Annotated in this window: 28 protein-coding genes and 1 tRNA gene; 19 read left to right on the plus strand and 10 right to left on the minus strand. The window is 52.0% G+C overall.

The window, feature by feature from the left end:
• The first annotated feature begins 73 nt into the window (after window positions 1-73).
• From NST84_RS06355 to NST84_RS06370, 4 genes are read left to right on the plus strand one after another with little or no spacing between them, the layout of a single operon-like run.
• On the plus strand, window positions 74-616 hold the full coding sequence (locus NST84_RS06355; protein WP_342564777.1) for an RNA polymerase sigma factor: 543 nt from the start codon (window positions 74-76) through the stop codon (window positions 614-616).
• Window positions 613-1068: a zf-HC2 domain-containing protein gene (locus NST84_RS06360; RefSeq protein WP_342564778.1), complete on the plus strand. Its 456-nt coding sequence runs from the start codon at window positions 613-615 to the stop codon at window positions 1066-1068. The genes NST84_RS06355 and NST84_RS06360 overlap by 4 nt, the downstream gene beginning before the upstream one ends.
• Window positions 1069-1112: 44 nt before the next feature.
• Entirely contained in the window at window positions 1113-1610 is a 498-nt protein-coding gene (locus NST84_RS06365; protein ID WP_342564779.1) for a hypothetical protein, read from the plus strand.
• 18 nt (window positions 1611-1628) lie between these two features.
• A complete protein-coding gene (locus NST84_RS06370; protein ID WP_342564780.1) occupies window positions 1629-2720 on the plus strand; it encodes a DUF4097 family beta strand repeat-containing protein in 1092 nt (363 codons plus the stop codon).
• 97 nt (window positions 2721-2817) lie between these two features.
• On the opposite strand, the gene NST84_RS06375 is transcribed toward NST84_RS06370, so the two are convergent.
• On the minus strand, window positions 2818-3798 hold the full coding sequence (locus NST84_RS06375; protein ID WP_342564781.1) for an aldo/keto reductase: 981 nt from the start codon (window positions 3796-3798) through the stop codon (window positions 2818-2820).
• Window positions 3799-4037: 239 nt separating this feature from the next.
• On the opposite strand from NST84_RS06375, the gene leuB reads away from it, so the two are divergent.
• The 5 genes from leuB (at window position 4038) to NST84_RS06400 (ending at window position 9671) form a co-directional block, all read left to right on the plus strand.
• Window positions 4038-5120: a 3-isopropylmalate dehydrogenase gene (gene leuB, locus NST84_RS06380; RefSeq protein WP_039870636.1), complete on the plus strand. Its 1083-nt coding sequence runs from the start codon at window positions 4038-4040 to the stop codon at window positions 5118-5120.
• A gap of 250 nt (window positions 5121-5370) precedes the next feature.
• Window positions 5371-5910 carry a peroxiredoxin gene (locus NST84_RS06385; protein ID WP_342564782.1) on the plus strand — a complete coding sequence of 180 codons (540 nt, stop codon included), beginning with the start codon at window positions 5371-5373 and terminating at the stop codon, window positions 5908-5910.
• A gap of 217 nt (window positions 5911-6127) precedes the next feature.
• Entirely contained in the window at window positions 6128-6535 is a 408-nt protein-coding gene (locus NST84_RS06390) for a hypothetical protein (protein ID WP_039870638.1), read from the plus strand.
• A 397-nt stretch (window positions 6536-6932) separates the two neighbouring features.
• A complete protein-coding gene (locus NST84_RS06395) occupies window positions 6933-8033 on the plus strand; it encodes an ATP-binding protein (protein WP_342564783.1) in 1101 nt (366 codons plus the stop codon).
• Window positions 8034-8177: 144 nt separating this feature from the next.
• Window positions 8178-9671 (plus strand): leucyl aminopeptidase, encoded by a 1494-nt coding sequence (locus NST84_RS06400; protein WP_342564784.1) that lies wholly within the window; start codon window positions 8178-8180, stop codon window positions 9669-9671.
• Window positions 9672-9758: 87 nt separating this feature from the next.
• Here NST84_RS06400 and NST84_RS06405 read toward each other — a convergent pair whose 3' ends face one another.
• From NST84_RS06405 to NST84_RS06420, 4 genes are all read right to left on the minus strand, one after another.
• Complete coding sequence (locus tag NST84_RS06405) at window positions 9759-9896, minus strand: hypothetical protein (RefSeq protein WP_342564785.1); 138 nt, start codon at window positions 9894-9896, stop codon at window positions 9759-9761.
• Window positions 9897-10006: 110 nt separating this feature from the next.
• On the minus strand, window positions 10007-10189 hold the full coding sequence (locus NST84_RS06410; protein ID WP_342564786.1) for a FeoB-associated Cys-rich membrane protein: 183 nt from the start codon (window positions 10187-10189) through the stop codon (window positions 10007-10009).
• Window positions 10190-10227: 38 nt separating this feature from the next.
• Window positions 10228-12240 (minus strand): ferrous iron transport protein B, encoded by a 2013-nt coding sequence (gene feoB / locus NST84_RS06415; protein ID WP_342564787.1) that lies wholly within the window; start codon window positions 12238-12240, stop codon window positions 10228-10230.
• The gene (locus NST84_RS06420) at window positions 12237-12479 is read right to left on the minus strand and encodes a FeoA family protein (RefSeq protein WP_342564788.1); all 243 of its coding nucleotides are present in this window, start codon (window positions 12477-12479) and stop codon (window positions 12237-12239) included. The genes feoB and NST84_RS06420 overlap by 4 nt, the downstream gene beginning before the upstream one ends.
• 242 nt (window positions 12480-12721) lie before the next feature.
• Here NST84_RS06420 and NST84_RS06425 point away from each other — a divergent pair, with 242 nt between their 5' ends.
• From NST84_RS06425 to NST84_RS06440, 4 genes are all read left to right on the plus strand, one after another.
• The gene (locus tag NST84_RS06425; RefSeq protein ID WP_342564789.1) at window positions 12722-13681 is read left to right on the plus strand and encodes an aldolase catalytic domain-containing protein; all 960 of its coding nucleotides are present in this window, start codon (window positions 12722-12724) and stop codon (window positions 13679-13681) included.
• Window positions 13682-13849: 168 nt separating this feature from the next.
• Window positions 13850-15976, plus strand: coding sequence for an EAL domain-containing protein (locus NST84_RS06430; protein WP_342564790.1), 2127 nt, complete (start codon window positions 13850-13852; stop codon window positions 15974-15976).
• 68 nt (window positions 15977-16044) lie between these two features.
• Window positions 16045-16118: transfer RNA gene (locus tag NST84_RS06435), tRNA-Gly, on the plus strand.
• A gap of 154 nt (window positions 16119-16272) precedes the next feature.
• Window positions 16273-16386: a YjcZ family sporulation protein gene (locus tag NST84_RS06440; protein ID WP_209443652.1), complete on the plus strand. Its 114-nt coding sequence runs from the start codon at window positions 16273-16275 to the stop codon at window positions 16384-16386.
• Window positions 16387-16459: 73 nt separating this feature from the next.
• Here the strand turns inward: NST84_RS06440 and NST84_RS06445 are convergent, their stop codons facing one another.
• Entirely contained in the window at window positions 16460-17815 is a 1356-nt protein-coding gene (locus NST84_RS06445) for a dipeptidase (protein WP_342564791.1), read from the minus strand.
• A gap of 233 nt (window positions 17816-18048) precedes the next feature.
• Here NST84_RS06445 and NST84_RS06450 point away from each other — a divergent pair, with 233 nt between their 5' ends.
• From NST84_RS06450 to NST84_RS06465, 4 genes are all read left to right on the plus strand, one after another.
• Window positions 18049-19032, plus strand: coding sequence for an RNA methyltransferase (locus NST84_RS06450; RefSeq protein ID WP_342566363.1), 984 nt, complete (start codon window positions 18049-18051; stop codon window positions 19030-19032).
• A gap of 46 nt (window positions 19033-19078) precedes the next feature.
• Window positions 19079-19696, plus strand: coding sequence for an NUDIX hydrolase (locus NST84_RS06455; protein ID WP_342564792.1), 618 nt, complete (start codon window positions 19079-19081; stop codon window positions 19694-19696).
• A 202-nt stretch (window positions 19697-19898) separates the two neighbouring features.
• Window positions 19899-20051 carry a hypothetical protein gene (locus tag NST84_RS06460; RefSeq protein WP_167336671.1) on the plus strand — a complete coding sequence of 51 codons (153 nt, stop codon included), beginning with the start codon at window positions 19899-19901 and terminating at the stop codon, window positions 20049-20051.
• A 166-nt stretch (window positions 20052-20217) separates the two neighbouring features.
• Window positions 20218-20601, plus strand: a complete 384-nt coding sequence (locus NST84_RS06465; RefSeq protein ID WP_342564793.1) for a VOC family protein — start codon at window positions 20218-20220, stop codon at window positions 20599-20601.
• A 68-nt stretch (window positions 20602-20669) separates the two neighbouring features.
• Here NST84_RS06465 and NST84_RS06470 read toward each other — a convergent pair whose 3' ends face one another.
• A complete protein-coding gene (locus NST84_RS06470; protein ID WP_342564794.1) occupies window positions 20670-21143 on the minus strand; it encodes an ASCH domain-containing protein in 474 nt (157 codons plus the stop codon).
• 53 nt (window positions 21144-21196) lie between these two features.
• A complete protein-coding gene (gene abc-f / locus NST84_RS06475; RefSeq protein ID WP_342564795.1) occupies window positions 21197-23134 on the minus strand; it encodes an ABC-F type ribosomal protection protein in 1938 nt (645 codons plus the stop codon).
• A 450-nt stretch (window positions 23135-23584) separates the two neighbouring features.
• Here abc-f and NST84_RS06480 point away from each other — a divergent pair, with 450 nt between their 5' ends.
• Window positions 23585-23962 carry a PH domain-containing protein gene (locus NST84_RS06480; protein WP_342564796.1) on the plus strand — a complete coding sequence of 126 codons (378 nt, stop codon included), beginning with the start codon at window positions 23585-23587 and terminating at the stop codon, window positions 23960-23962.
• Window positions 23963-23968: 6 nt separating this feature from the next.
• On the opposite strand, the gene NST84_RS06485 is transcribed toward NST84_RS06480, so the two are convergent.
• The gene (locus tag NST84_RS06485; protein WP_342564797.1) at window positions 23969-24508 is read right to left on the minus strand and encodes a chromate transporter; all 540 of its coding nucleotides are present in this window, start codon (window positions 24506-24508) and stop codon (window positions 23969-23971) included.
• Window positions 24509-25090 carry a chromate transporter gene (locus NST84_RS06490; protein ID WP_342564798.1) on the minus strand — a complete coding sequence of 194 codons (582 nt, stop codon included), beginning with the start codon at window positions 25088-25090 and terminating at the stop codon, window positions 24509-24511.
• Between the two features lie 281 nt (window positions 25091-25371).
• Here NST84_RS06490 and ggt point away from each other — a divergent pair, with 281 nt between their 5' ends.
• Window positions 25372-26949, plus strand: coding sequence for a gamma-glutamyltransferase (ggt, locus tag NST84_RS06495; protein WP_342564799.1), 1578 nt, complete (start codon window positions 25372-25374; stop codon window positions 26947-26949).
• Window positions 26950-26967: the final 18 nt, after the last annotated feature.

Raw genomic sequence — 26967 nt, forward strand, 5'->3', positions numbered from 1 at the left:
AAAAAACGTCACGGGCTGCAGGGGAAGCGAATTGCCCGGCGTCTAACGTTATGAAGAAGGAGGGGAGAATGACTTGGAAGAGGCGGAATGGATTTCAGCCGTGCTTGACGGCCAAAGCCAGGCTTTTGGAAATCTGGTTAATCGTTATCAGGGCATGGTATACAGAGTGTGCATCAAAATAACGGGAGAAGCCGAGTCGGCCAAGGATATGGCTCAGGAAGTTTTCATCAAAGCCTACAAGGCGCTCCCCTCCTTCAGGGGACAATCCTCATTTTCCACCTGGCTGTACCGGATTGCTTACAGGACTTGTCTGGACTGGAAACGGGCCAATGACAGGGAATGGCGCCACCGCAGTACAGCAGATTATACGGAGAATGACTGGGTTACCTCACAAACCCCAGAGCAGGCAGCACTCAGCAAGGAAGCTTCAGAGGAGCTGGATCAGAATTTGAACAGCCTTACGGAACCGTACCGGTCGGTCGTGCAGCTGTATTATTTTCAACACCACTCCTATCAGGAAATTGCCGAACAAAAGGGTGTCTCAGTCAAAACAGTAGAATCACAGCTCTACAGAGCCAGGCAGATGATGCGAAAAAGCGGGGAGGAATGGCGATGAATTGTGCAACAGTTAAAGAATGGATGCCGCATTATATTGAAGGCACACTGTCTCCGGAGGTGGAGCTGAACATCCGCCTGCACATTGAAGCTTGTCCCGACTGTGCATCGTGGCTGGAGGAAGCCGAAGGGCTTGCCGCATTGTGGAGTGAGATGGAAGCAGGACTGGACACGCTTGAACCTATGGATTGTCCTGACCTAACTGAAGGTGTAATGGCTCAGATTGGACAGCTTGAAGCAGGACGCCGTGAACGCGCCGTAAGAGCTACCATGGCAAGACGCCGCACTGCACCGGGCACATCCTGGATGCATTATGGAGTCGCTGTAGGGCTTACCTTTCTGCTGCTGCAGTTTGGAGTATTTGAAAATCTGGCCTATGGCATTAGCGAAATCAACGGACAGATGTCGACATCGGTTACCGCATGGTTTAATGCCCAAGGCGGCCATAAATAGAAGCACAACAAGTAATGCTCACAAAACTTTTAGGAGGATATAGCATGATTAAGAAAAAACGCTGGCTTACCTTTTTCCTGGCGCTTGTACCGGGTCTGGGACATTTATACTTGGGGTTCAAAAAGCTCGGGCTGCAGTATATGCTTGGCGCCTCGGCGTGTATTATTTTCATTCCTTCCATGCCGACGGTGTTCCCGTTCGTGCTTGCCGCTCTCTGGTTCTATCAATTGTTTGATGCCCTGCAAAAAGCGGCCTGGATGAAGCTGACGATTGCCGAGCATGAGCAGATGATGTTTCACCCTGACGGCTACGGGGCACCGTGGAGCATGGGCTTACCTCCGGTATCGGAGTATCCGCAGGATGATATAAACCCTGTATGGGTAGGTATCGGCAGCGTGGCGGCGGGTTTCCTGCTGCTGGTGGCTACTGCTTTTCCATGGCTCTGGCGCATTCTTACGGACATGAATATCGGATCAATCCTGTTGTCGCTGGCGCTGATCGGATACGGCTTCAGAATGCTCAAAAAAAATTCAAAAGTTTAAGAAATGGGGATTTCATCCATGGGGAGATGGAAAATCGGCAGCTTCTCTGCCGCAATCGGCTGCATCGCAGTAGGTGTTTTAATAGTTCTGGCTCAATATGATAAAGTTTCATACGACACCTTGGGGTATATCTGGCCCGCGCTGCTTATTTTGTTCGGACTGGAAATGCTGGTCAGGCTGTTCATCCGGTCGGATGTCAAGACCCGTGTCAGCGGCTGGGCCATTCTGCTTATTATAGTGCTGGTACTGGCAAGCGGCGGACAGACCGTACTTGCCGGCGGAACACTGGGCGGAATTTTTGGCCGGACACAGCTGGTTCCGCTTAGCGGGACAGTGGATGTGCAGTCCAAAATCGAGCGTGTGAAGATTGAGCTGCCTAGCGGAAAGGTAAAGATCCAGGGAACAACGGGCAATACGCTTGAATATGAAGGCAAGCTCGAACTGCCGGGCAGCTCGGAAGATGAAGCTGTTGCGGCCATGGAGAAGAAATGGAAGGTGTCCGAGGAAGGAGATACGCTGGTACTGAAGCTGGATTTGGAGACTAACTGGCTGTCGAACATCCACTTCGGGATCTATACCAAAGAACCGTATTTTAATATCAGCCTTCCGCAGAACCTGGAGGTTGAAGTGGAGACCAGTGACGGGGCGGTGGAAGCCGGTAATCTTGCGGCAGGCCTTGAGGTGGATACGAGCAACGGGACGCTGGATATCCATGATGTCAGCGGCGGAGTGGATGCCCATACCAGCAATGGAACCATTTCCGTTCAAAATGTGCAGGGGGAAACCGAGGTTTCCAGCTCCAACGGTGCAATTACCCTTACCAATATAGATGGTTTGGTCTCAGCAAATAGCACTAACGGCAGAATCACCGTTAACTCTGCTGTTACGGGCGACTGGGATCTGGACTCCAGCAACGGTAAAATTACAGTCAGCCTGCCGGCGGTGACTGACGCTAAAATCAAGGCAGAGACGAGCAACGGCGGACTGAAGGGGAATGTTAACTGGAACCGGGATGGCGACAACGAGGGGAAAGCAGTACTTGGTGACGGCACCCATGAGGTTTCCCTGTCGACCAGCAACGGTGCAATTACTGTAGATACTGCCGAATAAAAATATAGAGGAGCAGCCGCCCGGACGATGTCCGTTGACGGCTGCTCCTCTTTTGCCAGTAAATATAAGGTTAATGTTGAGCTAATAGTCCGGTTTACTACCAGGCGTAAGCTTTCGGTGCGGCTCCGCCGGGGCCTGGGAAAATCTCATCAAGCCGCTTCAGCACGCTCTCCTCCAGCACAACTTCGAGGCAGCGCAGTGCGCTTTCGAATTGCTCCAGTGTGCGCGGACCGATAATCGGCGCTGTGACTGCAGGGTTGGCCAGCAGCCAGGCAAGAGCGATATTATCCTGCGGCTCGCCAAGCTCGCGGCTTAATTCCGCAAAAGCCTCCAGCTGGCCCTTATGCTGCTCAATGCGCTCGGCATTGCCGCCGCTGCGGCTGCCCTCGATCTTCATAAGCGCATTGCGGCCGAGCAGTCCGCCGTCGAGCGGGCTCCACGGAATTACGCCAAGGCCAAGATTCTGCGCTGCAGGTAGCACCTCAAGCTCGGGCAGGCGGCAGGTCAGGCTGTATTTATGCTGTTCGGATACGAGGCCAAGGAAGCCGCGTGCTTTTGCTTCAGACTGGGCCACGGCGATATCCCATCCGGCAAAATTGCTGGAGCCGACGTAACCGATTTTGCCCTGGTTCACGGCAAGCTCAAAGGCGCCCCACAGCTCGTCCCAGGACACGCTGCGGTCCACATGATGCATCTGGTACAGCTCGATGTGATCAGTCTGCAGGCGCTGCAGGGAGCCTTCCAGGTGACGGCGGATAATGTAGGAGGAGAGACCGCTTTCATCATTAGGGCCATCCAGCTTGTCGCTCATGGCGCCATAGACCTTGGTGGCCAGCACGACTTTCTCCCGCCGCCCGCCGCCCTGCTTGAACCAGCGGCCGATAATCGTCTCTGTAAGTCCGGAGTTCTCACCCCAGCCATAAATGTTGGCTGTATCAAAAAAATTCACGCCTGCATCAAGTGCAGCGTCCATAATGCGGAATGCTTCCTTCTCGTCCGTAATCGGGCCGAAATTCATCGTTCCCAGGCACAGACGGCTTACCTTCATACCGGATTTTCCAAGCTTCGTATACTGCATTTCACATTCACTCCTTCTATGAAATAGACCAGCGTTTTATGAATAACTACAGCATTTATATTGTAACCATCCGGGAAATGAAGAGCAAACGCGCATACGGTTTGGAACAAAGGAATCCTATAGGCTCTGCCTATCACTTTCATAGAATCTATATCTTTGTCCTTTGGCGCCCGTTATGATACAACAATATACAGAAGAACTATGTCTGCGTATAGCAGAACATCTAAGGAGTGACGGAAATGAGCGAGGTTAAAAAAATCGCCGTAATCGCCGGGGACGGAATCGGACCTGAGGTTGTGGCTGAAGCAGAAAAAGTATTGAAAAAAGCGGAAGAAGTATTCGGCTATGCCTTTGAAACAGAGCACGCCCTGTTTGGAGGGATTGCCATTGACGAGCGGGGAACGCCGCTTCCGGAAGATACGCTGGAAATCTGCCGCAGTGCAGATGCCGTCCTGCTGGGGGCTGTCGGCGGACCGAAGTGGGATAACAATCCGAAGGAGCTTCGTCCGGAAACAGGACTTCTCGGTATCCGTAAAGCGCTGGGCCTGTTCTCCAATCTGCGTCCGGCCAATGTGTTTGACTGCCTGAAGGATGCATCCACCCTGAAGCCTGAAGTACTGGAAGGCACGGACCTGATGGTTGTGCGTGAGCTGACCGGGGGGATCTATTTCGGGGACAAGCTGCGCCGTCAGGGTGAACACGGTGAAGAAGCAGTAGATACATGTGTATATAATGTAACGGAAGTAGAGCGCATCGTGCGCCAGGCCTTTGAAATTGCCGGTAAACGCCGCAACAAGCTGGCCAGTGTCGACAAAGCAAACGTCCTGGAAACTTCCCGCCTGTGGCGCGAGGTTGTTAACCGGATCGCTCCTGAATATCCGCAGGTTGAGCTGGAGCATGTGCTGGTAGACAACTGTGCTATGCAGCTGCTGCGCCGTCCGTCGAGCTTCGATGTTATTGTAACTGAGAACATGTTCGGTGATATCCTGAGTGATGAAGCTGCAATGCTGACCGGATCAATCGGTATGCTGGCTTCAGCTTCGCTGGGTGAAGGCAGCTACGGCCTGTACGAGCCGGTACACGGATCTGCTCCTGACATCGCCGGTCAAGGCCTGGCTAACCCGATTGCGACGATCCTGTCGCTGGCCCTGATGTTCCGGATGACCTTCGGCTATGAGGATGCTGCTGCAGCTATTGAAGCTGCTGTTGCCGAGGTACTTGATGCCGGACACCGCACCAGTGATATTGCCGTAGATAAGAGCAAGGCGATCAGCACTACCGAAATGGGCGACCTGATTGTTGCTGCAATCCGCAAAGCATAAAACTGCCACTATATTCCTTCTTTGACTCAGAAAGACAATAAACTTCACAAAAAGTTTCTTATTTATAATAATTATAAAAAAGTAATGAGTGTAATATTGACTTTGATTTAGTGCGATGATACCATTTGGTCTATAGCAATGAGTAAGTGGTTAAACCATTCAATCAGAAAAAGCATATTGCCGCATACCCTTTGCAAAGGAACGTGCAAGTAATTGTTTTTCTTACATAATCAAAGGAGGAATTTAAGCAATGGCAGAACGTTTGGTAGGTAAACCAGCCCCGGATTTCACAATGGAAACAGTGACCGGTGATGGTAAGGATTTTGGTAAGGTCAGCTTGTCCGACTATCGCGGCAAATGGCTTGTATTCTTCTTTTATCCGCTCGATTTCACATTTGTATGTCCGACTGAAATTACAGCACTCAGTGATGCAGCAGCTGATTTCGCAGAACTGGATACAGAAATTCTCGGCGTGAGCGTTGACTCCGTTCACAGCCACAAAGCATGGCTTACTACACCACGCGATATGAACGGCCTTGGCCAAGTGAACTTCCCGCTGGCTTCGGATATCACTAAGAAGGTTGCCAGTGATTACGGCGTACTGATCGAAGAAGAAGGCATTGCACTCCGCGGCCTGTTCATCATCGATCCGGACGGCGAACTGAAATACCAGGTAGTTAATCACAATGATGTGGGCCGCAGCGTAGAAGAGACACTCCGTGTACTGCAGGCACTGCAATCGGGCGGTCTGTGTGCCATGAACTGGAAACCGGGCGACAAGAACCTGTAAGGGTTGTATGCTCTTTGAGAGACTAATGAGAACCTCCTTGCCGGAAGATTTTCCGCCAAGGGGGTTTTTTGCAACAAAATGCCTGTATCTTGTCAGGGTATGGTTTGAAATTAGGCGCCAAGGTTAATATAATGCCTGTAGGAGAGGAATCTCTGGCATTATTTTGTAATACAATAATAAGAAATCAATGGAACTTACCCAAGGAGGGTGAACAATAATGAGCTTTTGCTGTGGAGCGAGTATGGTTGGAACGAAGGGAACCCTTAAACATTATCGCACGCAAGTCCATAATGTTCCCCTGCTGTTTTGCCCGGTATGCCACCGGGTAGAGGTACATTACAAAGTCGAGAATGAGTATGAGATCCTTGCGGAATATGCTCATGGAGATGGCGTTACTGACGTTGATTTTCAGGATTATGTAATGGAAGACGAGGAAGCGATCTTCGAAAATGTTATTAATATGGAGAGTGAAGATCCGCTGGCGATTATCCGCAGCCAGATCGACATGGCACTCGACCTTCTGGCGGTAGCCAAGCAGATTGGCGACAGCAAATGGGAGCGGGAGCTTAAGAAGCGTCTGGCCGTGATGAGCCAGCGTCGTCACCGCCTGCAGCAGAAGGCCTGACAACAGCTTCAGCCGGCTGTAATTCTTACGCTGGCCTATAACATTACTCTAATGGTTTTGGCCGGAGATGGCTTTATAGCAACAGGGGCCTCCGCATCAGCGGAGGCTTTTTTCTGCGTGAATTTATATTAAAAACCGGGTTTTTCACTGTATTACGATATTCACGGTAAAATTAGTATGCCTTAAGAATCATTTTAACAAGTTTTTTGCCATTCGACAGTTTCTCTGATTGCGTTGTCTTCTTCTCTTGGATATGATTGGAATATAGTTGAAACGGTTGGATAATATAATACGATTTCCGAATGTTCTGGCGGCTTCGTCATATACTCATTTACATAGTAATTTGATGTCGCTTTAGCGTCTAAGCCAAATGCAGTAAAAGGGGGAACTTCGTATCGTGATAAGCCAATTTCAGGAAAGCCTGCTCCTGCCAAGCACGTTTCAATCCGTGATATTGAACAATTCATACGAGGATGTGCTGGAGCACATTGACAGCGGAATTATGCTTTTTGATGAAGAGGGAGTCCTAACTTTTGTAAATAAACAGATGTACGGCATACTTGAATTGCCCCGCCATTCCCTGCTGGGCTACACTATGGCTCATCTGCTGGCGAATATTCAGCTGAACCGTTTTAAGAAGAAGCAGGTGCTGCGCGGATACCGTGAAATGGTTCGAAAGGGTAAGCCGAATTATGAATTTATAGATGAATATGGCCGCTACTGGCGGGTATCAATGCATAGTGGTGAACAGATGAAGGGCAGCTACCTGTTCACGTTTAAGGAAATATCGGATTACAAGCTGATCGAGCAGACAGCTTACCAGAATGACAGCCTGGCTATGCTTGGCAAGTTGTCAGCTTCTATTGCCCATGAAATCCGGAATCCGCTGACGGCAATCCGCGGGTTCATCCAGCTTCTGCATCCCCATCTGCATCAACTGGGCAAAGAAGAATATGCCAAGATCATACTGGCTGAAATTGACCGGGCCAATGACATTATTCATGAGTTCCTGACTTCATCGAAGCCTTCTGCTCCCCAGGTCACCATGATTCCTGTATCTGCACTTCTTAAAGAGGTTGTTTTACTGACAGAGAGCGAGGCCTTAATGAAGGGCTGCCAGATTAATCTCCATCCGTTTCAGGGAGACATGATCATCTCCGGAGATGTGAAGCAAATGAAACAGGTAATGCTGAATATGATAAAAAATGCAATGGAAGCGATTACAGAACGCGCAGATGATTATGTAGGCAGGATTGAGGTCGGGGCCCGCAGAGAAGGTGCAGAGGTCCGCATCTTTATCTCTGATAACGGCAAAGGCATGGATACATGCACGCTTGACCGATTGTTTAACCCGTTCTTTACTACTAAAGAGAATGGGACGGGGCTTGGGCTGTCCGTCAGTGACCGGATTATCAAGAATCATGGGGGCTGCATTTCGGTCAGCAGCAGAATTAATGAAGGAACACGTATTGTCATCTCCCTCCCACTAATGCAGTAACGCGGGCTGTTATCTGGAATAGCCATGCATTATAATATAATGAACCTAAAGAGGCTGATTTCTGTATGCACGGCTGGTGCGGGAAGTCAGCCTTATCTGCGTGAACAGGGTTCACAGATTTCAAGAGCAGCTGGAGGAGATGCAATGAATATTGAATGGAATAACGGGGCTTCCTCTGCTGAAGCAGCGGGTGATGCTTTATGCATTATTATATCTGAGACTGAACTGGATAACGGAAGCCTTGCGGCAGAATGGAAAGCGGGCATAGAGCATGCGGCCAAAGCCGGACTTTTTGCGGGTAAGCTGAATCAGACCTATATCCTTCCTTTGGGAGAACAAGCACCATACCCTGCGCTCATACTGGCAGGCAGCGGAAAGGAAGCCCCGGTTGCCTGTGAGCTGAGAGTGCTAGCTGCACATATATCCCGGGCTGCTGCCCGGATGAAGGCGGAGGTGCTTGGCATTCAGTTGCCCGAATCCCTGCTGTCTCAAGGGGCATTAGCGGCACAGGCACTCGCAGAAGGATTGGTGCTGGGAGTATACCGCAGGAAGCATTATAAACAGGAACAGACTCCCTATAAGGGACCTGCTTCGGTAAACCTGTTTCCGCAATCCTCCGTGGAAGCTGGAGTGGAACTAAGCATGCGTTCAGGAATACAGCGGGGATTAGCATTTGCAGACGCAACCCATCTGGCCCGTGACCTGACCAATCTTCCAGGGAATCTTCTGACTCCGTCCGGGCTTGCAGCGGCAGCCATTGAGGTAGCTGAGCGGCATGGACTTCCGGCAGAGGTGCTGGATGAACGGGAGATTGAGCAGAAGGGCATGGGCGGCCTGCTCGCTGTAGGCAAGGGCAGTGTACATCCGCCGCGGATGATTGTCATCCGTTACCAGGGAACCGGAGAGTGGAGCAATGTTACAGGGATAATAGGTAAGGGAATAACCTTTGACACCGGGGGCATTTCACTCAAAAGAGCCCCGGGCATGGAAGATATGATCAGTGATATGGGGGGGGCAGCGGCTGTACTCGGTGTTATGGAAGCGCTGGGCAGATTACGGCCGCGGATTAATGTGGTAATGGTTATCCCTGCCGCTGAAAATATGCCTTCTGCAGGAGCCTTTAAGCCGGGTGACGTGATTACTACGCTCAGCGGCAAGACAATAGAAGTGCTGAATACCGATGCTGAGGGCAGAGTGGTGCTTGGGGATGCCTTAACTTATGCCCGGGAATGGGGAGCAGAACGGCTCATAGACGTAGCTACGCTTACAGGAGCTGTTCTGTCTATTCTGGGGGATGTTGCTACCGGAGCGGTTACGAACGATGGACCCTTTATGCAGACCCTGCTGGAGGCCTCGGAGCGATCCGGAGAGCAGATCTGGCAGCTTCCTGCATATCCCGAGTTCCGCGAGCTGCTGAGAAGCGAAGTAGCTGATATCCGTAATGCTGCCGGCAGATTTGGCGGAGCGTCTACTGCAGGGCTGTTTATCGGTGAGTTTGCTGAAGGGCTGCCATGGATTCATCTGGATATTGCCGGCACGGCATTCCTGTCCAGAGAGCGGGGCGTTAATTCCAAAGGAGCCACGGGAGTCATGGTCCGGACATTGCTGGAATATCTGCTGCACCTCAATATGGAATAACAAAAGCCGTAAAGACCGGAACCCGGACTTTACGGCTCATTAGCATGAACTGTGACTGGCAGCTTCTTAAGTGCGGTCTGTAGCAGTTCAGCCGTTGCGTTTAGTCTTAACCTGATTGGTGAAGGACTGGATGCCATTCATTAATTTATCGCGGGTGTCTTTGTTTCTAAGCAAATATACTGCTCCCAGTGCTGCGGTAGTAAATAACGTTTTTTTCGTATTCATAGTTATTCCTCCTTAGGTAGTGGTCTAGCTGCAATTGCTTATAACAAACATACCCCGATGCCAGGGAGTTTAAACCTGATGTATGAAGTTGGAAGCACCAGAATGCCGGTTTACAGCTTGCTGTCAGCCGCCCCTGAGCGGCAGGAGAGCGGAGAATCCATTGAGGCTGCCGCGCAGCTCTTGCTCTTGTCGCAGCCGGCACAAGCCCCCTGCTTGCCTTTCTGCACATGACGATAGATCATCCAGCCCGAATAGCCGAATACGGCCGCTACAATCACGATATTGACAATCATTAGTTATTCCCCGCTTTCTTCATGAACATTCCCGGATCTTATGACCATCCCAACAACCGTCCGCCTTGAAAAATAATAAGCGATACCAGGTACGCCAGCGCCAGCGAATAGCCCATAGAGAAGAAAGTCCACTTCCAGGACGCTGTCTCTTTCTTGATTACGCCTACAGTAGCCAGGCAAGGAATATAGAGCAGGATGAAGGCCATGAAGCTGACGGAGCTCAGCGGTGTAAACACCTGGGCAATCTGATTTTCCAGCCCGGCGTTATCCGGGGTGTGGTAAATGATATTCATCGTGGATACAACGACTTCTTTGGCCAAGAAGCCGGGAACCAGCGTAGATCCGGCTTGCCAGGTTCCGAAGCCCAGCGGCTGCAGCAGCGGCGCAATCAATCCGCCGAACTTGGCCAGAAAGCTTTGATCCATATCCACATTAAAGCCGGTTGGGCCGGCATAGGACATCAGCCAGATGATAACGGAACCAGCCAGAATGATGGTTCCCGCTTTGCGCAGGAACCCCTTGCCTTTCTCCCAGGTACTGCGGCCAAGTGTCTTTAGCTGCGGCATGCGGTAAGGAGGCAGTTCAATGATAAAGACGGAAGATTCATTTTTGAACAGATGCTTGGAGAACAGCTTGCACAAAATCAGTGCAAAGACAACGCCCATGACATACATCGCCAGGACTGCTGTGGCTTGCCGGGCCGGAAAGAATACGGCGGCGAACAGCAGGTACACCGGCAGCCGGGCAGAGCAGGACATCAGCGGCATCAGCAGTGTTGTCAGCATCCGGTCCTTAGGCTGTTCAATGCTGCGTGCAGCCATAATAGCCGGAACGTTGCAGCCAAAGCCGATAATAAAAGGAATAAAAGCTTTGCCGTTCAGCCCCATCCGTTCCATGGTACTGTCCATCAGCAGACAGACGCGGGCCATGTAACCTGAATCCTCCAGGAAGGAAATCATCAGGAACAGGACGAAAATCTGCGGAACGAAGACGAGTACGCCGCCGACACCGCCAATAATGCCGTCGACAATCAGTGCATGGGTAAACTCTGAAGCCCCGATGCTCTGCAGCAGAGAATTGGCACCGTCACTGAGCGGGCCGGAGATAAATCCGTCAAGGATGTCGGACAAGGGCCCGCCGATCCAGTCAAAGGTGGCTTTAAACATGGCATACATAAAAATAAGGAATAAGGGGAGTCCCCAAAAACGGTGAGTCAGGATCGAATCCAGTCGTTCCGTCAGATTATGCGGCTTCTGGGCGGTTGTATCCATGGCCTCAAGACATAAGGAATGGATATATTCCTGCCGGGTCGAACGAATCCATTGCGGCAGCGTTAAGGCCAGCTTTCTTGTCTGCAGCTCCTTCTGCACCGTATCGCAGATTTCGAGCAGACGGCTGGTGTCAAAGCGCTCACGCAGCAGCGCTAGGACTACCGGATTCTGCTCCATAAGCTGAAGGGCGATCCAGCGGTGATTGGGCAGCCCGGCGGTCTGCTGCAGATCATGCTCAATAGCCCGGATCGCCTGTTCTACCCGTTCACCATAATCAAGCAGGAAGGTTACCGGCGGAATGCTGGAGGTTTCCTTGAGGACAGTAAGCACCTGGCCGCTGCCTTTGCCGGTTCTGGCAACGAGCGGCAGCACGGTAAGACCGAGCCTTTTCTGCAGAATATCAGGGCTGACCTGAATACCGCGTGACTTTGCAACATCAATCATATTAAGACACAACACGGTAGGTTTTCCGTATTCCAGCAGCTGAAGGGTGAGCAGCAGATTACGCTCCAGCTGTGAAGCATCAACAATGTTAATCAGTGCTTCCGGTGATTCTTCGATTAAATACTGTGCGGCTACGCCTTCATCCCGGGAGAGCGGATGCAGGGAGTAGATCCCCGGTAAATCAATCAGCTTGCCCGCACCGTTCTTCAGGCTGCCGACTTTTTTCTCTACAGTTACACCTGCCCAGTTCCCGACATATTCGTAGGAAGAGGTCAGCGTGTTAAACAGCGAGGTTTTCCCGGTGTTAGGGTTACCTACAAGGGCGATTGAGCTCATGAAACATTCACCTCAATCATGGAAGCTTCCTTCCGGCGAATCGCAAGCAGCTGTCCGTTGCACTCCAGTGTGATGGGACCCATGAAGGGGCCTTTGCCTTTCAGCCGGATCACAACACCCTCAGACACCCCAAGATCGGCAAGCCGTCTCCGCAGAATAGGATTCATACCTTCAATTCTATAAATGGAACCTGCTGAGCCCGGTTGTAAGCGCAGTAAAGAGCAAGATGTAGAGGCCATTTAATAATCCCCCCCAAAAGAGACTGATAATCAATCTCATTAATTTCTTGTAATGTAGCATTTTGGCCGGGAATTGTCCGTGATTTTAATCATGGCTGCCCTGCAGCGAAAACAGATATGGAAGATAAGAGAATTAAACTTTACATTTTATTCTTCATTAAAGTATGATTGTACGATAATGATTGCATAGTAAGCTTATGCAGACGGCATTAATGAAGGATACGCTGAAGGGAGAACAAATTGTGAAGAATAATCAGAGTAAAATTGTCGATTGTACCATCCGTGACGGAGGCCTCGTTAATAATTGGGATTTCAGCATTGAGTTTGTACAGAAATTGTATGCCGGTCTGAACGAAGCCGGTGTTGAATATATGGAAATCGGCTATAAAAATTCCCCTAAACTGCTTAAGGGAGCGGAAAATGCCGGTCCATGGCGGTTTCTGAATGATGATTTTCTGCGCAAGGTTATTCCCCAGAAGGGCAACACCAAGCTGTCCGCGCTGGTTGATATCGGCCGGGTAGACGAGAATGATATCCTGCCGCGCAGTGAGAGCATGCTGGATCTGATCCGTGTAGCCTGCTACAGCAAGGATGTAGATAAGGCGCTGCAGCTGGTACAGATTTTCCATGACCGCGGATATGAAACCACCATTAATATTATGGCATTGTCTAACGTAATGGAGAATGAGCTGCTGGAAGCCTTTGATATGATCCGCGACAGTGTAGTAGACGTTGTATATATTGTAGATTCTTATGGCAGCCTTGATCACAACGATATTAAATACCTGGTGGACAAGTTCAAAACCCACCTTCCGAACAAACGCCTTGGCGTTCACACCCATAACAATCTGCAGCTGGCTTTCTCCAATACTCTTATTGCTGCTGAGCTCGGAGTAGAACTGCTGGATGCCTCCTGCTACGGAATGGGCCGTGCAGCTGGCAACTGTCCAACTGAGCTGCTGGTGACCCATCTGAAGAACACTAAATATACGCTGCGCCCGGTGCTTGATATTATTGAACAGCTGATGATTCCGCTCCGTGAAAAAGAAGAGTGGGGATATATCATCCCGTACATGATTACCGGTACGCTGGACGAGCATCCGCGCTCGGCAATGGCGCTTCGTGCATCTGAAGACAAGGATAAATCGGTTGATTTTTATGACAAGCTGACAACACCTGAGGTTACCTTCGGGGATAAATAGCTACTATCAGGGCAGAAGCACTGACCTCTATTCAGAGGCAGTGCTTTTTTCTTTTAGATTGTATAGCAGGAATGTAACTTTACGGGACTGTAAAGCCGATATTTATTAAAGGACTTGAATACAGACATTCATACTAATCATAGATATCATTTCAGACGCGAGGGACTTATGAGACAAGAAGAGAGAAAGACTATTCAGGCGGCAGTTATAGGGACGGTGCTGTTCCTTCTGATCCAGATTTTCCGGAATCCGCTTAGCCAGATTGAGAATCAGGATGTCATGCTGGCGCTCTACCTTATAATCGGCTGCTGTAATATAGCTTTCGGTTTTGCGATATTTGCCCAGGGCAGCCTGTTTTTCTCCGATACATTATCCAAATCCAGATTGTATATCTCCGCGCTCTTTTTAGGCGTCTGCATCTTTGATTTTTTACACACCCTGAGCTTTGTGGGCGTTCCGGCGATCTCCTCGATCATCAGTCCGGACCAGTCCCTATGGCTGTTAACCTTCTCGCGTCTGGTCAGCGCATGCGGCATATTGTTTATTTTCAGCAAGGAAGACGAACCGGTATCTATAAGAGGCAAGAAAAAGGTGTTCGGCGTGGCGCTTGCTGTTATCGCGGTCTCGCTGCTGGTGCTGGTCTTTAGCGATGTCCTTACACCGGGCTTGCAGACCTACTCCTGGCTGAGCACCGTCAAACATCTGATCGATATGGCGGTGCTGTTTATCTATCTGCTTAGTGTCGGAATGATCGTCTATCCCGGACGAATTGAAAAATCCGCTTCGCTGCTTATTATTATCCGTGCTTTAATCTTTTTCGCACTGGCCCAGGTCTTTTTCATGAACCTGCTCAGTGTTGGGGAGATGGATAATCTTTTTGGCATGCTCAGCAGCGGGGTCGCTTATTATCTGATGCTGACCGGAGTCTACCGGCTGACGATCGAAGAACCGTTCCATGAGAATCAGCAGGCTGAAGCAAGAATTAACTATCTGGCTTATCATGATGATCTGACAGGGTTGCCCAACCGGCGGCGGCTGATGCAGCGTGTGGAAGAGATGATGGCCCATAGTGTAAAAGCAAAAGGGAACGGCGGTTTCTCGGCGGTGGCCATCATGAACATTAACCACTTCAAAAATATCAATGACTCCCTGGGGCATAATGCCGGTGATCTTCTGCTGCAGCACGTGGCCCAGCGGATTCAGGATGAGGTAAAACTGCATGAGGAGCTGTTCAGCATGGGAGCGGATGAGTTTGCGTTCCTGATGACAGAACGGACAGGAGTAGAGAGCTGCCTGGTCCGCGCATCCAAGCTGCTGCAGCTGTTTGAAACACCGGTTCAGCTGGAATCGGGGGAGTATCATATTTCGTTAAGCCTGGGCATGAGCATTTATCCAGGAGATGGTAATACAGCAGAGCAGCTGATTCAGAATGCAGATACAGCTGTACATAATGCCAAAGAACAGAATGTTGATATCCGGCGCTATATCCCGTCCATGCAGATGAAAGCCAAAGAGCGTCTGAAGCTGGAGAATGACCTGCGCCGGGCGCTGGAGCGGGATGAGTTCTATCTCGTCTATCAGCCTCAGGTACTGCTTGAGACAGAAGAGATTGTCGGCATGGAGGCACTGCTGCGCTGGGAGCATCCCAAACGGGGAAACGTGTCTCCTGTAGAATTTATACCCATTGCTGAGGAGAGCGGACTGATTGTGCCGATCGGCGATTGGGTGCTTAGAACAGCCTGCAAGCAGAATAGAGACTGGCAACTGAAGGGATACCGTCACATCTGCGTATCCATTAACTTGTCCATGCGCCAATTTTTGCAGCCGAACCTCGCAGGCAGAATAGATGCCCTTCTGCAGGAGATCGGACTAGATCCGCGTTATGTTGATCTGGAGATCACGGAAAGCATGACTTTGGATAAAGAGACAGCATTTGACCAGCTTAACCGGCTGAAGCGGCTGGGGGTGTTCATCAGCATCGACGACTTCGGCACTGGCTACAGCTCGCTGCATTATCTGAAAAATATGCCGATTGACCGGCTGAAGATTGACCGTTCCTTCGTTTCTGATGTGATGGAAGACAGCAATAATGCGGCGATTGTTTCTACGATTACGTCCATGGCTCATCACCTGAAGCTGAAGGTAACGGCAGAGGGCGTGGAGAACAAGGAACAGCTGCAATTTTTGCGTCAGCAGCATTGTCATGAGGCTCAAGGCTATCTGTTCAGCAAACCCATCAAAGCAGCAGAATTTGAAGCGTCTTTCCTGAAGCCTTTGCTCGGCCTGCCGATGTAAATGTAAAATGCAAAAGCCAAAGGGTTGCATTTTATTCTGTGGAATGATACAATATTTTTTGTATCCTCGCGGGTGTAGTTCAATGGTAGAACTTCAGCCTTCCAAGCTGATAGCGTGGGTTCGATTCCCATCACCCGCTCCAATATGACATTTTCAAACCCTTGCCCTGCAAGGGTTTTTTTGCGTCCATTTTGCGCCTATAGAGTGGAATAAATAACACTGTATATTAACCCAGTCAATGCAGAGCCCCCAGGCATATCTTAAGCTGTACCCACTTGCAAAGGAGGAAGGAATCCATGAGCGAGAACGTTGCAGGTTATGGCGGAGGATTTGGCGGTATGACATCTACTGCTGCAATTCTGGTCCTGTTTATTCTGCTGGTTATCATCTCCAAGGCATTTGTACTGTAGTTCCAAAAAATAATAAGCCAGGGTTTCCGCGCGGTTGGCGGAGACCCTGGCTTTATTGGTGTGTCAGACCGGATTAGACGGTCTTCAGAAACTCGACAATGGTCAGCAGGCCCTTGTCAAAGTTCTCCAGGTTGAAGTGCTCATCCGGAGCATGCAGGTTCTCGTCATCCAGGCCAAAGCCCATTAGGACAACCGGTGCCTTCAGGATACGGGAGAAGCTCTCCATGATCGGAATCGAGCCGCCGTCTTTGGTGAAGAGGGCGCGTGTACCGTAGACTTTGCCAAAAGCATCTGCTGCGGTCTGCAGAATCGGATCGGACGGATCAATATTGAAGGCGCGCGCTTTTTCCATCTGCTTCACCTTTACGGTAGCGCCTTTCTGGATGTTAGCCTTCAGGTGCGCTTCCACAGCATCAAGGATATGCTGCGGGTCCTGGTCGCCTACGAGGCGGCAGGTGATTTTGGCATGGGCTTCCTTCGGAATGACAGTCTTGCTGCCTTCGCCCTGGAATCCGCCGTAGACGCCGTTAAGCTCAAGGGTCGGACGGGCGCCTACACGCTCAACAAAGCTGTAGCCTTCTTCACCGTAGAGCTGCTCCAGACCGAGGGATGCTCTGATCTTCTCTTCGTTCACGCCCTGCTTGGCGAATTCCTCGCGCAGCAGCGCAGACAGCTCAGGCACCCCCTGATAGAAGCCTTCCACAGCTACACGCCCCTGTTCATCATGCAGGGAGCTGAGCAGGGACACCAGAGCATGAAGCGCATTAGGGACACCGCCGCCGTATGAGCCGGAGTGCAGATCCGTTGAAGCCGTGTGAACAGTGACCTCCATGGAGCAGAGACCGCGCAGTCCGGTACAGATCGCCGGGCGTCCGCGTTCCAGCAGCGCTGTATCGGAGACAAGCACAGCGTCAGCCGCCAGCTTGTCCTGGTTGGCTTCCAGGAACGGAGGCAGGTTCACGCTGCCGATTTCTTCTTCGCCTTCGATGCAGAGCTTGATGTTAACAGGGAGAGTGCCTTCCTGCTTGAGAATGGCTTCAATTGCCTTGATGTGCATGAACACCTGGCCCTTATCGTCGGTTGCTCCGCGTGCATAGAGCTTGCCGTCACGGATCTCCGGCTCAAACGGAGGGGTTGTCCAGAGATTCAGCGGATCAACAGGCTGTACATCATAGTGGCCGTAAACCAGAACTGTCGGTTTACCGGGAGCATGCAGGTAGTCCGCATAAACAACGGGATGACCTGCCGTAGGGTGGATCTCGATGTTCTCCAGTCCGGCGCGCTTCAGGGTTTCAGTCAGCCAGGCAGCGGCGGATTGAACATCCTCCTTGTGTGCGGAAAGAGCAGAAATACTTGGAATGGACAGCCATTGCTTCAGTTCAGCCAGCTGGGCTTCACGCTCAGCCTGAAAATATTGTTCATAGGACATAAGGGATATGTACCTCCTTGGAGTTTCGCTGCGCATAACCGTCAGGTAAAGCTTAAAACCTCAAACCGGGCCGTTAATTGACCACCGGCTGGTTTGGCAGTGTAATGCCTTCATTATACTGAAGAAGCTCCCGGAATCAAAGCAGTCCTGCAGTTATTGATTACGCCCCATAACCATGCTAGACTTAACTGACTTATGAGCAGACAGGAGCGGAAGTGACAGTGTCAGTAAACATGGAACCAGGCAAGGAACAGGAAGGGCAATTGAACCGGCAGGAAGCAGATCCTGCTTATATTTATACGTATGCGTGCTCAGGGGACGAGCAGGATTTATGCGGGATGGAGCTGCGCTGCCTGTTCGGTAAGAATATTCCGCAGGGGATTTTCGGGAGCGGAATCTGGGTTGAGCCCAGCCGCAGCCCGTTCATCAAGGAAATGATCGAGGTCATGTACACAGGCGACAGCCTGCCGGAGATTTATGATCAGACGGAGCAGGTTGAGCTGAACGGGAAGACGTTTAAGGTTATTTTTGTGAAGACCAACGATCTGCCGCCTGAGCAAAAAATAGAATACAACGAACGCAGAGTGATTGAGCGGGAAATCGGCCTGCGGATTGAAGGCGAGGCGGACGTCAACCGTCCGGAGCTGGTATACGGCATCGTAACCCTGGGCGGCCGCTGGTATTTTGGAACCTACCACAAAAATAATGCGACCTGGTTCCGCCAGATCAAGAAGCCGCGCAGCTATTCGATTGCCCTTAGCACAAGGGTTGCCCGCGCTGCAGTTAACATGGCTGTACCGCAGCCGGACGGTATCCGGGCCATTGATCCCTGCTGCGGTATCGGGACGGTTATGATCGAAGCGCTATCCATGGGAATCGATATCGTCGGCCGGGACATCAATCCGTTTATCGCCCAGGGAGCGCGGACCAACATTGCCCATTTCGGCTTCGACGCCCCGGTTACCTTAGGTGATATCGCAGATATTACGGAGCATTATGATGCAGCCATTGTGGACATGCCTTATAATCTGTACTCCAGTATTACACCTGAGGAGCAGTTCGACATTCTCGTCAACGCCCGCAGAATTTCTGACCGGGTTGTCATTGTGGCGATTGAGGCGATGGATGAGATGATCAGCAAGGCCGGATTCGAGATTATCGACCGTTGTGTAGCCCGCAAAGGGGCTTTTTCCCGTCATTTGATGCTGTGCGTATAAAGGTGACCCGTCACCATATCCTATCTTTGGAGTGGAGGTACCAGCTATGGAAGAGAAATGGTTAACCTGGGCCAAGGAGATTCAAGCCATTGCCCAGACCGGGCTTGCCTATGCGAAGGATGTCTACGACATTGAACGTTACCAGACGCTGCGTGAGCTGAGTGTAGATATTCTGGCGAACTATACCTATGAGAGCAAGGAGAAGATCCGGCTCGCTTTTGCTACGGATGAGGGATACTGTACGCCCAAGGTGGATATCCGCGGGGTGATTTTTAAGGACAATAAGATTCTGCTGGTCCGGGAAAAGCTGGACGGGAATTGGGCGTTACCCGGGGGCTGGGGGGATATCGGTCTGTCGCCGAGTGAAGTAGCGGTTAAGGAGATTGCCGAAGAGTCGGGGTATGAGGCGGAAGCGGTGCGGCTGCTGGCGGTGCTGGACAAAAAATTTCATGATCATCCGCCGGAGCCGTATCATGTCTATAAATTTTTTATTTTGTGCCGGATTACGGGCGGGGAAGCGGCGGGAGGCGTGGAGACGTTCGGGGCAGGCTTCTTTGCTGAGGATGAGCTGCCTGAGCTGTCGCAGGAACGGAACACCGCAGAGCAGATCAGGACCATGTTCGAATTCTTAAAAAATCCCGAAAAGCCAGTCATATTAGACTAATTCTGCGCATATAATGTAGTGCAGGGCTATTATAAGTTTTATTAGACAAAAATTGGTTAATAATTATTATGAAAGCAGTTACAAAGTAAGCCGCTGAGCCTTTGTATCTAAAAATTAGTTGCGGAAATTCTACCTTTTTAGGCCAGGCGGTCTACATTTTTTCCTCTACTGTGACGATAAGATATTTTAGGAGGGGATCGCAATGGAACAAGAAGAGTTAAGACTTCCGCTTAAACAGGATACTGCGGCACGTCCTGCCGAGGGCAATATCGCTGCCGGACTGGTATGGGGTGTTCTGATCAGCATTCCCTTATGGATCTCGGTAATCGGCTGGATCATGGGGATATGGCGGTAATTATTACTTTAAATAATAGGCACTCCAAATAAACTTATAAGACTTATAGGAATGAAGGCTGCCTCTTAGAGAAGAAGCGGCCTTTTTGAATTGCATTTCAGAATGGACCTCTGAAGAATTAGAGAAGCGGTTGACAGGCTGATATTTAGGATGAAGGAGATTGGTTATGAACAACATATTACTGGAATCGCATAGTATCTTTGGAACTCCGGATATTATAGAAACATCCGCTTATTATGAACAAAAGCTGGGATTCCGGGCAATATCCTATTTGGATACACAGGAACCCCATATCTGCCTGTACCGGGATTCCACTGAGATTATTCTAACGGATTCCGGCGGACGTCCGGTTATCCCTAACCGGGAGCTGTACGGTTACGGATATGATGCTTACTTCATTACCCGAAATCAGGACGCGCTGCAGGATGCGCTCGAGGCTGCAGGCGTAAAGTTCATCCGCAAATTAACCGATACGGATTACGGTAACCGTGACTTCGTGATAGAGGACATTGATGGACGGTGGATTGCATTCGGTATTAAGCAGTCCTGAGTACATACGAATCATGAATAAAAGAGGCTGCGCCCCTGGTGAAGGAGCACAGCCTCTTTGGTTGCTGTCTAGGGGAGCGGCTTCACATGCACTACACGGAAGTTCTCGCATACGACCGGCATTGCCGGATCGAACGACATGCCGTAACGCTGGAATTCTCTTGTAAAATAAACCTCGTGCTCATAGCGCCACGACTCCAGTGAGCGGTCATCCTCGCCCTCGGAATAGGCGAACTCTGCTGTAACTTCATTGAAGGGGACGGTCTCGATACGGGTGGTTTCAATAATCGCCCGCGGCGCGCCTGCTCCATCCAGCAGAATGGAATATCCCCCGGTGAAGGGCAGGCTGATGCCCTGTTGTTCATACACTGTCTTATTGGAGGCGGTCCCTGTCTTGATTCCCTGCAGCACCAGCTCCAGAAGCTGATCCGCAAGCCTCGGGCTGTCGCCGAAAGCCCAGGCGCTGTCGTATTTATCCGCGGCCTCAGGGTGCTCCTCTACGTAAGTCTTCCAATATTCTGATATTGCTGTGTTTTCGGTCATTACACTCACCTTTATCTTTTTATTAATTAGCGGTCAAAAGATTTCTGCCGGTATTACTGCTCCGCATCGCTCATCCAGGCTGCATAGAGCTCATCCAGGCCGGCCTGCTCCGTGTCACGGGTAAGCTGCAGGTCAGCCAGCTTCACGGCATCACTGGCGATAGCAGGGTCCAGCATTTCAGCGTCAATCCGGCCGATCCGCTCCTCTGCAGCGGATATTTCCTGCTCCCAGGCGGTGGTTGAACGCGGCTTACGGGAGGAAGCTGCGCTGCTTGCAGAGACCGGAGCGTTGTACTGGGGACTGCTCTTGCCGGCAGGTTGGCTGCCGTTAGCGGCAGGCAGGCTGGAGGCAGCAGCACGCTCCGCCTGCTTCTCCTTGTAATACTCGTAGTTTCCGTTAAAGGCATGGAACCGGCCGTCTTCAATCAACCAGAGCTTGCCGAAGCAGCGGTTAATGAAATAGCGGTCATGGGAAACAGCCAGTACCGTACCCTGGAATTCCTCGAGAGCCTCTTCCAGCGCTTCCCTGGAGTCGATGTCCAGGTGGTTGGTCGGCTCATCCAGGATAAGCAGGTTCGGCCGGCGGTGCATCAGCACCGCGAAGCGCAGCCGCGTCCATTCTCCGCCGGACAGATTGGCGACGGTTTTGAAGACATCGCCGCCGTAGAAGAGGAAGCGTGCCAGCTGTCCGCGGGCCTCGCCTTCCTCCATGCCCACTTCCTCGCGGAAGTAGCGGAGCACGGACAGCTTGCCGTCCTCGGGCACAGCCTCCTGGGCAAGATAACCGACGGCCGCCCGCGAGCCGAGCGTACAGCTGCCGCTGTCCGGTGTCTCCTGGCCGAGGATCATCCGCAGCAGCGTGCTCTTGCCGGCACCGTTGCCGCCGATCAGGGCGGCCGTTTCGCCGTATCTCAGAATGTCACTGGCACCTGTGAATAGGGTACGGCTGCCGTAGCTTTTGCTGATCCGGTCGAGGATAACAGCCTGATTGCCGGTCCGGTCCTCCTGCTGCAGTTGCAGATCTATTGCTTTGCGCTCCAGAATCGGACGTTTGATCTTGACCATCCGGTCCAGCGCCTTCTGCATCGAAGCAGCCCGGCGGTGGAAGGAAGGGTTAGGCGGATTGGAGCGGTTGCCCCATTCAATCAGGCGCTTGATGCTTTCCTGCATCTGCTTAATCTTCTTCTGCTGCTCCTGGTAATCGGCGAACTGCTGGAGCAGCCGGGCTTCCTTCTCCACCTGATAGCCGCTGTAGTTGGTGTGATAGGTGATGGCTTCACCGTCTTCAATCTCGACTACCTTTTTGACTACGGCATCCAGAAAATAGCGGTCATGCGAAATCGCCAGCACAGTGCCTTCGTAGGCCAGAAGATATTGCTCCAGCCATTCGATGGCTCCCATATCCAGGTGGTTGGTCGGCTCATCGAGCAGCAGAACATCCGGGCGGCGCAGCAGCAGCTCGGCCAGTCCGACCTTGGTTTTCTCCCCGCCGGAGAGGGAGGTGAATTCACGGTCATATTGGGCGGCGGCGATGCCGAGCCCTGAGGCAACGCGCTGAATGGAGGCATCGATTTCATACCCGCCGGCTGCTTCGAATTTCTCCTGCAGGACGCCATACTCCTTGAGCAGCCTGTTCCAGGCCGCTTCATCCGTCCCGGCGTCAAGGCTGGACATCTGCTGCTCCAGCTCCCGCAGGCGGCTCTGCCAGGCGAGAGACTCAGCGAAGCTGCGCTGGAGCACGGCATATACCGTTTCTCCGGTGCCGGCCTCCTGAATTTGGGCAAGGAGGCCGACTACGCTGCCCCGGCGGATAGAAATCTGGCCCTGATCCGCGCGTTCTTCACCGCTCAGCAGGCGGAAGAGGGTTGTTTTGCCGCAGCCGTTGCGGCCGATCAGGCCGATTTTTTCGCCTTGGCGGATATCGAAGGTGATGTCGCTCAGAACAAGCTGGGCCCCGTGGTATTTCTGGACATTTTGGCATGAGATAATCATAGGTATTCTCCTTTATATAATGCCTGCCGCCGCTGTTCTCCCGGATGGAGCACTGAAAATGGACACAAAAAGACCGCGAGGAAATTTCCCCGCGGCCCTGAACGTTCTCCGGTAGTATAGCTTATCCGTTGAAGTGTGGCTGGAAAGGCATTTCACAATTGTGTAGTGTTATTGAGTTCTTGTAAATGGACAGACTTCTCCCGTTGTTGGCATTTACATGAACGATGCCAGACATGATAGTAATCAGCCGGCTGTTAACACTATTAGTCACATTGTGATCCATTCCCCACACCTCCTCTTTTACAAATTTAAGGTTAGTTTAACCAATATCTCCGGAAGATGCAAGAGAAAAAAGCCGGGCAACCGCAATCATATATTTTTAGCGGCACAAGTAGGATGTAAAAGGGCAGGGACGGCTGCCTGAATTTATTGGAGAAAAGAGGCGGGGGTATGACGATTTTTAACGGTCTTCTGGGGAACGCGTCGCAGGTGGAACTTGCCGATGTACAGCGCGAGTATGCACAAATTCTGGCTCCGGGTGAAAAAATTGAACGGGCGTACAAACTGATCAGAGATATGTTTATTTTTACCGATAAGCGGCTGATTCTCGTCGATAAACAAGGTGTGACCGGCAAGAAGACACAGTATCACTCCATTCCCTATAAAAGCATCTCCCATTATTCGGTGGAAACGGCAGGCCACTTTGATCTGGATGCGGAGCTGTGCCTGTATGTATCGAGCAGTACGCTGCCGCTGAAAAAGACGTTCAATAAATCGGTCAATATTTATGAAGTACAGGCGGTGCTGTCCCAGTATATTTTGAAATAAACGGGATTAGACGGTATACGGAAGCACGAACGCTCCATAGGCAAAAGCGGCCACGATCACCAGCGCGGGATGCAGCTTCAGCCACTTCATTGCGGCAAAAGCAATAGCGGCGATAATCAGTGTCTGCCAGATCCCGATGGCTTCCGCCGGGCTCCGGGCCATTGTAATGGTAAGCACAGTCATCATAACCGCGATAACCGGCTGTACAAGCAGCGTCATGCCTTTTACGACAGGCGACTGCTTGTATTTCTGCATAACCCGGAGCAGGATGATCAGGGCAGCAGCCGAAGGGAGAACCGTAGCCAGCAGCGCAAGAATTACACCAGCCCAGCCAAATACATCGTAACCTACAAAGGCAGCGATTTTGGTGGCGATCGGGCCGGGTAAGGCATTCCCCAGCGCCAGCATGTTGGAAAACTGCTCGTCGGTAAGCCAGCCGAAATGCGGGACAATTTCCTCGTACATCAGCGGGATGGAGGAGGGGCCGCCGCCGTAGCCCAGCAGATTAGCCATAAAAAAACCGTATATCAGTTCGAGCCATTCCATTTAGGCAGCCCCTCCCTTGTTGTTCTTCTTCGCGAGGACCCGGTAATGTACCGTTCCATAACCTAGAAAAAGCACAATCACTATGGCCGGATGCAAATGCAGCACTTCCAGCAGTACCAGCGCAAGCAGCAAAAAGGCAGCCCCGATCCACTTCCCCAGTCCTTTGAACGCTTTTTGAGCGAATTCGTACGCCATCATCCCTAGCATAACCGCGATTACAGGTGAAACCGCAGCAATCATACCAGCTACTGTCTTCGAGCCGCTTAAGTAGCTGACGGCAGAGAGCAAGGCAATCATCGCAATACAGCTGGGTAAAATATGAGCCAATACAGAGAGCAGCGCACCGCGGACACCTTTGAGCTTGTATCCGAGATAGGCTGCCATTTTGGTGGCGATCGGGCCGGGAAGGGCATTGGCGATGGCCAGCGTCTCCCCGAATTCATCATCGCTCAGCCAGGCGTACCGGGTAACGGCATCATGCCGGATCAGCGGAATGACGGAGGGACCTCCGCCGTAGCCGAGTATTCCCGTTCTACACATGGCGACGGCAAGCTGCACATAATCATTATTGGCTTTTTTCACAGGACTCCTCCTAAAAGATGTATGTATAGCAGACGGACAGTGGCCAGGTAATGCATTTACTCTTTCCCGGCTGTCTCCGCTGAAAGAAATATGGTTTTGGAACATTCTATACCAGGCGGTGGCAGTCAACTACAGCAATAATCCTGTTTGGCTGAATCTTTGTGCACCGTATACAAAAATTTGTGATTTGGATTTGAGTTTGCTGTGAGCTCATTGACAGGAGAATTTGCCGTACGGTTAAATGACGGTAACTTAAAGCGAACTGTAGAGGGGGATGGCGCATGACGACACAGCCGGTGACTGGTACAAAAACAATGGTGGTCAGCCCTCATTATCTGGCGTCTGCCGCCGGAGCGGAGATCCTGCACAAGGGGGGGAATGCTTTTGATGCGGCGGTAGCGGTCAGCGCAGCGCTGGCAGTGGTTTATCCGCACATGACAGGGCTGGGCGGCGATGCTTTTTGGCTCACGTACAGCGCAGGCGAAGGGCGCGTACGGGCCTATAACGGCAGCGGACGGTCCGGCTATGGCGTCCGCCGGGAACTGTATGCCGGGGAAGCGAATATTCCCCGGCGTGGAGTACGCAGCGCCATTACGGTGCCCGGAATGGCGGACAGCTGGGCGGCGGTCCAGGGCGAATACGGCCGCCTGGCCTTCGCGGAGGTGCTGGAGCCGGCGATCAGCTGCGCCTCCGCGGGGTTTCCGCTGTCCCCGGACCAGCACGGGGGCAGCTTGCTTGCCGGAGCCGCGCTGAGCCCGGAAGCGGCGGCGGTGTACCTGCCCGGCGGGGCGGCTCCGGCCGCCGGGGCCAGGTTTGTGCAGCCGCAGCTGGCCGGGACGCTGCGTGCTCTGGCGTCGGGCGGACGCGACGCCTTCTATAAGGGGCAGATTGCGCAGGATATAAGCGATTATATGCGTATTGCGGGCGGGTATCTGACCTGGGATGATTTTGCCGATCATCACGGGGAGTGGACGGAGCCCGTCTCGACAGAGTATCACGGCTACAGCGTCTATCAGGCGCCGCCGAACTCGCAGGGCTTTGCGGCACTGATGGCGCTCAATATACTGGAGCGCTTTGATTTCAGCGGCATTGAGCAAGGATCCTATGAGTACTATCACCTGCTGGTGGAGGCGCTGAAGCTGAGCTTCCGTGACCGGGATCAGGTGCTGACCGATCCGGCATTCGCTCCGGTGCCGCTGGACCGGCTGCTGGATAAGGGATATGCGCAGCAGCTGGCAGCTTCCATCTCCATGAGCCGTGCGGCGGCGATTTGCAGCGAACCGGTCGGCCGGGATACCGCTTACGCTGCAGTGGTGGACGGTGAAGGAAATGCAGTGTCATTCATTCAAAGCCTTTATTTTGAATTCGGATCTGGGGCTGTTGCCGGGGATACGGGTATTCTGCTGCAGAACCGGGGCTCTTTCTTCTCGCTGGACCCGCTGCATATCAATAGGCTGGAACCGCACAAGCGTACTTTTCATACGCTTATGCCGGCGATGGCGTGCCGGGACGGCAAGCCTGCCTATCTGTACGGAACGCAGGGCGGGGAAGGGCAGCCGCAGACGCAGACATTGCTGCTGACTAGGATGCTGCATTACGGCATGAATCCGCTGGAGGCGGTGAGTGCCCCGAGGTTCGTATGGGGCAGAACCTGGGGAGATCCCACCCAGGAGCTGAGGGTGGAGCAGCGTGCAGGGCAGCAGGTACTTGATGCGCTGGCGGGGGCCGGACATCTGGTGCGGACGGCGGCAGCTTTTGACGGTATCATGGGCCACGCCCATGCCATTGCAATAGGTGCAGGCGGTCTCCGCAGCGGCGGCACAGATCCGCGCTGTGACGGGGCGGCGATCGGGTGGTAGCTAACAGGAAGGAAGTGG

It is taken from the genome of Paenibacillus sp. FSL R7-0345, from assembly GCF_038595055.1.
Classification (GTDB): Bacteria; Bacillota; Bacilli; order Paenibacillales; family Paenibacillaceae; genus Paenibacillus_AQ.